This is a genomic window from Sphingomonas sp. IBVSS2, from assembly GCF_002127225.1.
In the GTDB taxonomy this organism is placed as follows: Bacteria; Pseudomonadota; Alphaproteobacteria; order Sphingomonadales; family Sphingomonadaceae; genus Sphingomonas.
On record NZ_NFUR01000006.1, the window covers coordinates 105,277 to 116,357 of the forward strand.

The window sequence follows — 11,081 nt, forward strand, 5'->3', positions numbered from 1 at the left end:
CGCATGGGCGACGAGGCCTTTGACGAGGCTGCCTTCGACGCATGGCTTGCCGGTGACCCGCTTTGCCGATCGACCTATGATGCGATGTGGCGGCGCATCATGGGGTCCGACATGGACGCCGCGCTGCAAGCCTATGGGCGCGTGGGCGGATCGGGGCATGCCTGGCTGGTCGGCGGCGTGACCGTCCTGCTCGTCATGCTGGGCGGCTACAAGTCACTCCCCCTGATCGCATTGTACCTCGCCCAGCCGCAGGACTATTCCGTGGTGGACGGCAAAGTGCGCGCAGTCACCCTTGCCGACGGTACGCAGCTGACCCTGGGCGGCGGTGCGCAGGTCAAGATCCGCTATACGCGCCACGACCGCGTGGTCGAGCTGACCCAAGGCACGCTCTTCGCCAAGGTCGCGCATGACGAGGAGCGCCCCTTCCGGATCGATACCGGAAACGCGCGTATCGTGGATGTCGGGACCAGCTTCGAGGTCTCGAACAAGCCGGGGAGCATCCGTGTCGCCGTCGCATCCGGCGTGGTCCGGTTCGGCAGGAACGGATGGTTTGACGCGCCGATCCAGCTCCAGGCCCGGCAGGTGGCCATTCTGGACAAGGCGGGCCTCAACCGGATCGCCGACGTGAAGCCGGAGGAAGTTGCTCGCTGGCGCGGCGAGTGGATCGAGTATAGGGGCGCGCCGTTGCGGCAGGTGATCGCCGATCTGCAAAGCCTTTCGCCCCTGCCCATCGATATTGCCGACAAGGGCCTGGCCGAGAAGCCGGTGAGCGGCCGGATAAGGCTGACCGATCCGGTCGGCCAGCTCGAGAACCTGTCGATCACGCACGCATTCCGGGTTCACAAGACAGAGCGCGCATTGACGATATCGAAGAGCTGATTGCTCTGAGCTACCCGTGCCAATCGCAACAAAACTGAAGCAAAAAACTTTGTGAAGTTTCGGCGCGTGCCGCGTCTTTCCCCTGAGGTCGCTCGATCCGAGCCCAAAGGGGGGAATAGATAGTGCCGAAGTTCAAGGGGTCGCTTCGTACAGGCGTTGCCGTTTTCGCTCTCGCCATCGGCGCCATTTGCGCCGCTCCGCCAGCACTGGCGCAACATGGCATCACGCTTCCTGCCGCCAGCCTGGAGGATTCACTGAACGTGCTGTCGCGCCAGTCCGGCGCGCAGATCCTGGTCGATCAGGATCTGGTGCGCGGGAAGAAGGCGCGTGCGATCAAGGGAGCCTCCTCCGTCGAAGCGGCGCTGATCCAGCTCCTGCACGGAACCGACCTGACCTATCAGAGGCGCGGCGATGCCTTCCTGATCGTTCGGGGAGGCCATGCGCAGCCTGCCAGGAGGACGGTCGCCGCTCCGCGACCCAAGGCTGCCGTCCGCGGGCAGGGCCCGGCCCTCGCCGCCGATGACGGGCAGGCATCCGGAGAGGCCGGCGGCGGCAACGACATCGTCGTCACCGCGCAGAAGATGTCCGAGCGCCTGATCGATGTGCCGGCCGCGGTCTCGGCCTTCACGGCGCAGGACCTGTCGGACCAGAAGATCGAAGGCGGCCCCGAGCTGCTGCGCGCCATCCCGAACGTCTCCTTCTCGAAGGACAATTTCTCAGGCTATAACTTCACGGTCCGCGGGATCGGCACCAAGGCGATCTCCGTCACCGCCGACCCGGCAGTCGCGATCAGCTTCAACTACACGCCCCTGATCCGCAACCGACTGTTCGAGCAGGAATATTTCGATGTCGAACGCGTCGAGGTGCTGCGCGGGCCGCAAGGCACGCTCTACGGCCGCAACGCGACGGCGGGCGTCGTCAACATGCTGCCGGCCAAGCCGAAACTCGGCATATGGGGCGGCGAGATCCAGGGCGAGGTCGGCAATTATGCCTCCACCCGCCTGCGCGGGTTCGTCAACATTCCCCTCGGCGACACCCTGTCCTTCCGTGCCGCGGGCGCGTGGACCAAGCGCGACGGCTATGACTACAACACGGTGACGCAGAAGAATGTGAACGGCCGCAATCTCTATTCGACGCGGCTGTCGGCGCTGTGGGAGCCCGATCCGGCGCTGCGCTTCAGCTTCTTCTGGGAGCATTTCAACGAGAATGACGACCGCGCGCGCACCGGCAAACAGCTTTGCACGCGCGGCGAGACGCCGCAGAAGATCGACTATACCGACCGGAACGGCGTCGCCCAGTCGCAGCCCGTGGTCGGCGCGTGGAGCATTGGCGCGCTGACGCCGGGATGCCAGCAAAAGACCCTCTATTCCGACGCCGCCTATGGCGTGCCCAACGGCCGCGGATTTCCGATCGTGACGGCGCTCACCCTGGCACTGGCCGGAAACCGGGGGCCCTATGGCAGCTATTACACCCCGATGGGGCTCGATCCGTTCGGCACCGCCAACGGGCAGCAATCCCATGACCTGCGAGAGATCGGCACCTTCTACGACCCGAGATACCGGGCACGGAACGACCTGTTCCAGTTCAACGCGGAGATCGACCTCACCGATCGCCTGCATCTCACCGGTCAGGTCCTCTATACGAAGGACTATTACAGCGCCTCGCAGGACTTCTTCCGCTTTCAGGCGGTCCCCTATTTCATTGCGCCGGAGCAGTACGCCACCGGCGTCAAGGCAGCCTGGAAGCCCTATCTCGGCTCTCGCAATGGCCTCGGCACGTTCAAGGATCCGCAGCTCGGCGAGCTTACCACCCCGGCGGCAATCGATCGTTCGGAGGCACGCAGCGAGCAATGGGCGCAAGAGATCCGGCTGAATTCATCCTTTGACGGACCGCTCAACTTCAATCTCGGCGCCAATTACCTGTCCTATGAGACCACCGAGAATTATTACGTCTTCAGCAACCTCTTCACCATCGCCGCGCTGTCCGAAGGACCGTATTGCGATGCCAAGGGCGTCGGCTGCGCCTATATCGACCCGAACCCCATCGACAAGATCAATGGCGAGGGGCACAATTATTTCCGGAGCATTCAGCAGCTCAAGACCAAATCCTGGGCGACGTTCGGCGAGATCTACTGGAAGCCCGCCGATAATTTCAAGGTCACCGGCGGGCTGCGCTATACCGACGATCAGAAGCTGATCATACCCTATGCCACCCAGTTGCTGAGCGACACCCGAGGGCTCAATAGCGGCACGGTCGATCGCGGCTATCCCGCGGATCCCGCCGAGACGATGCGATGGCGCCGCGTGACCGGCCGGCTCGCGTTGAACTGGAAGCCGCATCTGGCGTTCACCGACGAAACCGCGCTCTACGCTTCCTATGCGCGCGGCTATAAGGGCGGTGGCGACAATCCCCGGGGCCAGGCCGACAAGCCCTGCGGCCCGAACGGGCTGCCGGTGGCACCGGCGCTGGTGTGCGGAACCTATACGCGGCTTCCCACCAATTTCCAGCCGGAGGAACTCAACACCTTCGAAATCGGCATGAAGAACAAGATTGCCGGCGGCAAGATATTGCTGAACTTCTCCGCCTTCTTCAACGATTACAAGAATTACCAGATCTCGCAGCTGATCAATCGGGCGATCAATACCGAAAACCTCAACGCAATCACTTATGGCGCAGAGCTGGAAGCCGCCTGGATACCCTCGCGGCATTTCAAGGTGGGCGCGACCCTGGGGTATCTCAGGACCCGGATCGGCAACGGGCAAAGCTCGATCGACGTCATGGACCGCGTGCAGGGCCATGACGACTGGATGACCGTCAATCCCTGGGCGCAGAGCCCGAACACCTGCATCGCGCCCAAGGCGCTGGTCGCCGCCTATCTCAAGAAGGTCAATCCCAAGGATATCAACAGCACCTCGGATTCGGGGATCAACTTCTTCTGCGAGGCACCCCATGTGTTCGGATCCGCCGGCAATCCATTTGCGCCGGGCGGGATAGGCCAGGCCCTTTACGGATTTACCTACAGCCCGACCGCGCCCTACGATCCGAACAAGCCGGCGAACTATTACGGCCCGAACCCGTCCAACTATGGCGCCCCCAACAACGGCTATGGCTTCGCCGCCGACCTGAGCGGCCACGAACTGCCCAACGCGCCGCACCTCACCTTCAACATCGGCGCGGAATACACCGTGTTCCTCGACGATTGGCGGCTGTCGCTGCGCGGCGACTATTATCGCCAGTCGGCAAGCTTCGCCCGTGTCTACAACACCGATTATGATCGGCTGCGCGCCTGGGGCAACGCCAACCTGGCGATCACGCTCAGCCGCCCGGCCTCGAACCTGACGTACCAGTTCTACGTCAAGAACGTGTTCAACAGCACGCCGATCACCGACGCGTTCACCGGGCCGAACGAAGTCGGCACCTTCTCCAATGTATTCACGCTAGACCCCCGCATCATCGGCTTCAGCGTCCGCGTGGGCATTAAATAACAATCATTCAAAAATTCGAAGATGTGGTCGCACATATAACAAGAAACTACTCGTGAAGGACGTGCCTTGTTTCAAATTCATCCCAATTGAAAAGGAAACTCACGATGAATATCTTCACCAAGTCTGTCGCCGCTCTCATCAGCCTCGTTGCCTTCCAGTCGGCGGCGATGGCCCAGACCCTGTCGCCCGCCAACACGGCGGTGACCGCTTCGGGCCAGCTCACCCAGGACCTGAACGGCACCCTGACCACGGTGTGCAATGTCACGCTGAGCGGCACCACCGACTCGACGGGCATCACCTTCACCAGCTACACCGGCAGCGCCGTCAGCGGCCCGCTGGCGTGCGACGATGGTCTGGTGCTTCCGCTGCGCGTTCAGGCGACGTCCTCGACCAGCGTGACGATCAAGGACATGGCCGTCTCGACCCGCCTCGGTGACTGCGGCCCGCGCGACGTCGTCGGCCCGTGGAGCAACCTCACCTCGACCGCCGGCCCGCTCTCGGCCGCGCTCCCCGGCACCACCGGCTTCCTGGCCCTGATCGGCGGCGTCTGCAACGCCTCGGGCAGCCTCACGGTCTCGCCGGCTGTCACGATCAACTGACCCCCCAACTGGGCGATGCGGCGGTTCCACCCGCCGCATCGCTCCTTTGCTCAGCAAGGACAGCATGGATGCGCACGGGTTTTCGTATCTTGCAGCTCGCCATCGCCCTCCAGGCGGTCGCCGCTCCGCTGCACGCCGTTGCCGGCCAGGACAAACCCGCGTTCAGCGCGAGGACGCCGATCGAGCAGCTCGCCGCCAATCCCGCCGCGAAAGCCGTGCTGGAACGCGAATTGCCGGGTTTCACGACTCATCCGCAATATGATCAGTTCAAGGCGATGAGTCTGGAGACGCTCGAGGCGATGTTTCCCGATGCGATGCCGCATGAGCGGGTGAAGGCGATCGACGCGGCGCTGCGTGCGATCCCCGCTCCCGCGAAATCGCCCCCGGCCTCCGCCACGACACCCTCGCCCTCGCCCTCGCCCTCGCCCTCGCCGGCACCGGCGCCGATCGATCCGCGATAGTCCTTCATTTCCTGCGAGAACCGACATGACGATCATCCTGGACCGCCGCAGCCTGATCCTGGCGGGCAGCTTCGGAATCGGCGCGCTGGCCATGGGCGGCGCGGCACGTGCCCAGGCATTGCTGACCGCGCGCGGCTTCACCCACAATGTCGCCAGCGGCGAGCCGGGGCCGGACTCGATCCTGCTCTGGACCCGCTATGTGCCCGCCGACGGCGGCGACGTGCAGCTGACCGCGGAGCTTTCCGAAACCCCTGATTTCCGGAAGAAGACGAGCGGCGGCGCCGGGGCGAGCAGAGCCGACGACCATACCGCGCGCGTCGTCGTCGGCGGCCTGCAGCCGGGGCGCACCTATTATTACCGCTTCATCGCCCCGGACGGCGCGGTTTCGCCGGTCGGGCGGACCAGGACGCTGCCGGCCGGGCCGGTCGAGCGCTTCGGCCTGGGCGTCTTCTCCTGCGCCAACCTGCCCTATGGCTGGTTCAACGCCTATGCCCATGCGGCCGCGCGGGACGACATCGACCTGATGGTGCATCTGGGCGACTATATCTACGAATATCAGCGCGGCTATTATCCGGGTGCGGACCAGGCGATCGCCGACCGCCTGATCGAACCGGCGGGTGAGGCGATCCGCCTGGCCGATTACCGCCTGCGCTATGCCAGCTATCGCACCGATCCCGATCTGCAGCGCCTGCACCAGATGTTCCCGATGATCGTCCAGCACGATGATCATGAGACGGCGAACGACGCCTGGGCCCATGGTGCCGAGAACCACCAGCCCGACGAAGGCGATTATGAGGAGCGCAAGCGCGCCTCGATGAAAGCCTGGAACGAATGGCTGCCGGTATCGGGCAAGCCCTGGTCGAGCTTCGAGATCGGCGACCTGGCGACGATCTTCCGCCCGGAAACCCGGCTGACCGCCCGCAGCGAGCGGCTCGATCCGGTGGCGATCGTCGGCACGAGCGGCGACCCCGTCGCCAAGCTCAAGGCGCTGCGCGACGGGCCATTGGCCGATCCGAAGCGGACGCTGATGGGGCCCGAGCAGGAGCAATGGCTCCACGACGGGATCGCGCGCTCGAAGCGGCGCGGCGCGAAATGGCAGGTCCTCGCGCAGCAGGTGGTCATGGGGCAGATGCGCCTGCCCGAGCTGCCGGCCGCATTCGTCGCCAGCCTCAAATTGCCGGCCGAGCAGGCCGCGTTCCTCAACGTGCTCTCGGCCGCCGGCAAGGCCGGCACGGCACCCGACTTCGATTCCTGGGACGGGTTCCCCGCGGCGCGCGCGCGCCTGCTGGGTGCCGCCCAGGCTGCCGATGCCGACCTGGTCGTACTGTCGGGCGACAGCCACAATGGCTGGGCGTTCGATCTCGCTTCGCAAGGCAAGCCGGCGGGCGTCGAGTTCGGCGGGCACAGCGTCTCGTCGCCGGGGATCGAAGCCTATCTGGCGCTGCCGCCCCAATTGACCGCCCAGTTCATCATGCGCGCCAGCCCCGAGCTGAAATGGGCCGATACCAGCAATCGCGGCTACATGACCGTCCAGCTCACGCCCGAGAAGGTGACGGGCGAATGGGTGTTCATGGACACGGTCAGGGCCCGCTCGCTCGCCGTTCGCCCCGGCAAGACGATGACGGTGGAACGGGGCCGCCGGACCTTCAGCGCCTGACCTCCAGCAAACCCGAAGGAAGCCGATCATGGTGGATTGCAACGATCTCTCGTCCGCCGGCACGCGCCGCGACTTCCTGCAACGGGCCGGCGCCATGGGCGTCGGCGCGTTGCTCCCCGGCGCTGCCTTCGCGGCGCCGGCTGCGGCGGACGAGCTCGCCGAGATGGACGCGACGGCGCTTGCCGAGGCGATCCGCACGCGCCGGATCCATCCGGTGGAAGCGCTGGACGCCGCCATCGCCCGCGCGGAAGCGGTATTGCCCGACATCAACTGCTTCAGCGAGAAGCTCTATGATCGCGCGCGCAAGCAGGCGCTCGCCACGAAGCGCTTCTCCGCGCCCTTTGCGGGGGTGCCTTTCCTGGTGAAGGACGAGGAGGACCTCGCCAAGACGCACGTGCATTTCGGTTCGCGGCTCGACAAGGTCACGCCGATCGCCAAGCATGACGGCCCGATGGCTGCGGCGATCGGCCAGGCGGGCTTCAACGCCTTTGCACGAACGACGATGAGCGAGTTCGGGGCACTGCCCACCGTCGAGACGCTGGCCTATGGGATCACGCGCAACCCCTGGGCGCTCGACCATACGCCGGGCGGCTCGTCGGGCGGATCGGCGGCCGCCGTCGCCGCCGGCATCGTGCCGATGGCCCATGCTGCGGACGGCGCGGGCTCGATCCGCATTCCGGCGAGCAATTGCGGCCTGGTCGGCCTCAAGCCGTCGCGCGGGCGCGTGCCCGATGCGCCGGGCCATCTCGCCCAGCTCGACCTGACCGAGCCGCTATGCGTCTCGCGGACGGTGCGCGACACTGCCAATTTCCTCGCCGCGGTCGAAATCGGCCGGGGTGGCGTCTATCCGCCGGTGGGGCGCGTCGAAGGGCCGTCGACCCGGCGGCTGCGCGTGGGGTTGCTGATCAGCGGTCTCGGCGGGGCATTGCCGGACAAGGAAGCGCTCATGGCGCTCGATGCCACCTACAAGGTGCTGAGCGGCCTTGGCCATCAGGTCAAGGAAGTGAAATGGCCATTCGACACCAAGGCGTTCCTGGCCGATTTCACGCAAATCTACCTGCTCGAGGGCGCCCAGCTCAAACGCTATCTGCTCTCCGCCACCAAGCTCGACGCACAGCATCTCGCGGAGCTGATCGAACCCGCATCCGCGGCGATCGGCGCCATGGGGGATCTCATCCCACCCGCCAGTGCGGACCAGGCGCTGGGGCGCGTGAGCGGCTATGCCAAGGGATATTACGGCGTGTTCGACAAGGTCGATGTCCTCATGTCCCCGGTCCTGCTCAAGCCGCCGGTGAAGATCGGCGAGATCAACGGCTCGCTGCCGCTCGACATGCTGGCCTCGCGGCTGAACGCCTATGCCGACTATACGATGGTGCAGAATGCGTTCGGCGGACCGGCGATCAGCCTGCCGGCCCATTGGACCGCCGAAGGCCTGCCGATCGGCGTGCAGTTCGCCGGCCGGCTGGGCGACGAACGGACGCTGCTGGAACTCGCCTTCGAGCTGGAACAGGCCGCCCCCTGGGCCAAGCGGCGCCCGCCGCTCTGGGCGCCGGCGCGCGTCGCATCGCGAACCTAGAACGGCTTCGGAAAGCCGTGAAACGGGCATGGACCGGGATGGCAGTTCGGCGGCCTGCCGGGCACGAGGAGGATGGCGCTTGCAATGCAGTTGCTAGTCTGCGCGCTTGCGGTCCTCGCGAACGGCGGGCAATCCGCCGGCTCCGCCCCCGTGCCGGACCGCGGAGTCCCGACGGGACAGGAGGTGCCTGCCCCCCTGCCCCGGCCCGACCAGATCGTGGTGACGGGGCGCCGCGGGGCCGCGGACATCGCACCCGAGATCGAACTGAACGCGGACGAGATCGACGCGCTGGGCGCCTATGATATCGGCGAAGTGATCCAGCGCACTATCCGGAGCAATGCCCTGGGAGACGATCCCGTCGTCATCGTCAACGGCCAGCGCGTCGCCAATCCCGGTGTCTTCTCCCGGTTTCCGTCGGATGCGCTGGTGCGGGTCGAAGTGCTGCCGCGCGGCGCCGGTGCGCAATATGGCGGCGATTCGTCGCGGCGCGTGCTCAACATCGTGCTGCAACGACGCTTCAACAGCCGGGACGGCCAGTTCGACGCGAAGGCCCCCACCGCCGGCGGGATGTCGAGCCTGTCCGGAGATCTTCGCCAGGGCGCCATATCCGGCAACAGCACGACGCAGTTCGGCATCCGCGCCTCACGGGATTCCGCGCTGCTCGGCGCGGAACGATCGCATTATCTGGAGGACCATCCCGGCTATGAGGCAACCAGTCTCCGCCCCTGGGTTCAGACCGTGGACGCCAATCTGGCGTTGACGCGCGCCCTCGGGCGCTGGTCCTCGAGCCTCAACATCCAGGGTCAGATACGAAGCGACCGCGCCATATCCCTGTCCGGCGGCGAACCGATCGAAAGCCGGAACACCACGCGCAACCTGGTGGCGATCGGCGGCCTGAGCGGCTCGCTCCTGGGCTGGTCCCTGCAGGCATCGCTGACCGGACAGCTCTCCACGAGCAGCCAGTCGGGCCTGGCAGATACCGCGTCCCGCCAGCAATCGCTGGCGACCGCCGTGTCAGCCAACCGCCCCATATTCAATCTTCCCGCCGGACCGGTGACCGTCAACCTGACCACGCGGGCATCCCTGTCTCGCACGTCCATCCTGGGCGCCGGACCCAAGCAGGCCTTTTCCGCCCGCGACCTCAACCTGGGCGGCACCGTGTCGCTTCCGCTCTGGCGCGCGCCCTCCCCCGGCAACGGCTCGGCGATCGAGCGCCTGCTGGGAAGCATGTCCGCAACGTTCGGCGGCACCCTGCGTCAGACGGACGCCGGACAAGGCAAGGGATTGAATGCCGGCCTGATCTGGCTGCCCCTGACCAAGCTGCGGCTGATCGGCAACTGGTCGACCACGATCGACAGCGTACCCGATGCGCAGCGCTTTGCACCGGCCTATTATGGCGCGCCGATCACGGTGTTCGACTTCGTCACCGGGGAATCCGCGCAAGTCCTGCCGATCCTGGGCGGCACGCCGGATTTGCTTCCGCCACGCTTCGACAGGAGCGCGCTATCGGCATCGGCGGGTCCATTCTCTCCCTGGAACCTGACCGGGAGCGTCAGCCTGCAGCGATCGAATGCCGTCAACGGCATCGGCTCCCTGCCGGAAGCCACGCCCGAACTGGAGGCGGCATTCCCCGAACGGTTCACGCGTGACGCCGGCGGACGGCTCACCGCCATAGACCGGCGGCCGATCAATTTCCGTTCCACGCGTGCCGAGAGCCTGGCCTCGAACCTCAGCGTCACCCTCCCGCTCGGCGGGGCAAAGCCGGGCACGCTGCGGATCGCGATCAACCACAATCTGCAGTTGCGCAACCGCACCATGATCCATGCGGGCCTGCCGGAAATGGATCGGCTGGTCGGGGACGGCGGTGGCGTGCCGCGCCACCAGCTGGATGTGCAGATGGACGGGCGAGACGGGCCATGGGGCGTCAACCTGGCGGCGCGCTGGCGCAGCGGCTATCGCGTGCGGCGCGACACGGGCCGCGACGGTCCCGAAGATCTTCTGGTATCCGCGATCGGCACGGTGGATCTGAAATTCAGCTATGCGCTGGCACGCGCCATCCGGCCGGGCCAAGATGGCGCCGCGCCGCGCCGTTCCGCAGGCATGCGGCTCGGGCTGGACATCGACAATCTGTTCGATGCGCGGCCCCGCGCCCGCCTGGGAACGGGCAGCCCGGCGCCAGGCTATGGTCCCGACGACCAGGACCCGGTGGGCAGGACGATCCGCCTGACCATCAGAAACCGTTTCTAGTGCATTCCGCTCTCGATTGCAGGGCACACAGGGACGGGCGCAAACCGGCGTGGCTCCGTGCCGCGGTTGCGGTCGTGCGGTTCGCCTGCGGCTATCGGGTCGTTGGCTGCCGTCCAGGTTCGCGGCTGCGTGCGGGACCTGATCCAGCACGCACCCTCCCCCCGGGGCCCGGCCGAA

Annotated in this window: 7 protein-coding genes; all 7 read left to right on the top strand. The window is 66.1% G+C overall.

The features are described from left to right. Window positions 1-3: 3 nt before the first annotated feature. Window positions 4-879, top strand: a complete 876-nt coding sequence (locus tag CAP40_RS17865) for a FecR family protein (RefSeq protein ID WP_179188350.1) — start codon at window positions 4-6, stop codon at window positions 877-879. 122 nt (window positions 880-1,001) lie between these two features. Next, on the top strand, window positions 1,002-4,364 hold the full coding sequence (locus CAP40_RS17870; protein ID WP_086130910.1) for a TonB-dependent receptor domain-containing protein: 3,363 nt from the start codon (window positions 1,002-1,004) through the stop codon (window positions 4,362-4,364). Between the two features lie 104 nt (window positions 4,365-4,468). Beyond that, entirely contained in the window at window positions 4,469-4,963 is a 495-nt protein-coding gene (locus tag CAP40_RS17875; protein ID WP_086130911.1) for a hypothetical protein, read from the top strand. A 68-nt stretch (window positions 4,964-5,031) separates the two neighbouring features. Continuing rightward, window positions 5,032-5,424: a hypothetical protein gene (locus tag CAP40_RS20580; RefSeq protein WP_086130912.1), complete on the top strand. Its 393-nt coding sequence runs from the start codon at window positions 5,032-5,034 to the stop codon at window positions 5,422-5,424. 25 nt (window positions 5,425-5,449) lie between these two features. Then, complete coding sequence (locus CAP40_RS17885; protein WP_086130913.1) at window positions 5,450-7,081, top strand: alkaline phosphatase; 1,632 nt, start codon at window positions 5,450-5,452, stop codon at window positions 7,079-7,081. Window positions 7,082-7,109: 28 nt separating this feature from the next. Beyond that, the gene (locus CAP40_RS17890) at window positions 7,110-8,657 is read left to right on the top strand and encodes an amidase family protein (RefSeq protein ID WP_086130914.1); all 1,548 of its coding nucleotides are present in this window, start codon (window positions 7,110-7,112) and stop codon (window positions 8,655-8,657) included. A gap of 72 nt (window positions 8,658-8,729) precedes the next feature. After that, the gene (locus tag CAP40_RS17895; protein WP_179188351.1) at window positions 8,730-10,904 is read left to right on the top strand and encodes a TonB-dependent receptor; all 2,175 of its coding nucleotides are present in this window, start codon (window positions 8,730-8,732) and stop codon (window positions 10,902-10,904) included. Window positions 10,905-11,081: the final 177 nt, after the last annotated feature.

What these genes read in the sequence shown, in the direction of transcription:
- CAP40_RS20580 (WP_086130912.1), top strand. Translation starts at nt 5,032, where the DNA reads ATGCGCACGGGTTTTCGTATCTTGCAGCTCGCCATCGCCCTCCAGGCG.
- CAP40_RS17875 (WP_086130911.1), top strand. Translation starts at nt 4,469, where the DNA reads ATGAATATCTTCACCAAGTCTGTCGCCGCTCTCATCAGCCTCGTTGCC.
- CAP40_RS17895 (WP_179188351.1), top strand. Translation starts at nt 8,730, where the DNA reads ATGGCGCTTGCAATGCAGTTGCTAGTCTGCGCGCTTGCGGTCCTCGCG.
- CAP40_RS17865 (WP_179188350.1), top strand. Translation starts at nt 4, where the DNA reads ATGGGCGACGAGGCCTTTGACGAGGCTGCCTTCGACGCATGGCTTGCC.
- CAP40_RS17885 (WP_086130913.1), top strand. Translation starts at nt 5,450, where the DNA reads ATGACGATCATCCTGGACCGCCGCAGCCTGATCCTGGCGGGCAGCTTC.
- CAP40_RS17890 (WP_086130914.1), top strand. Translation starts at nt 7,110, where the DNA reads ATGGTGGATTGCAACGATCTCTCGTCCGCCGGCACGCGCCGCGACTTC.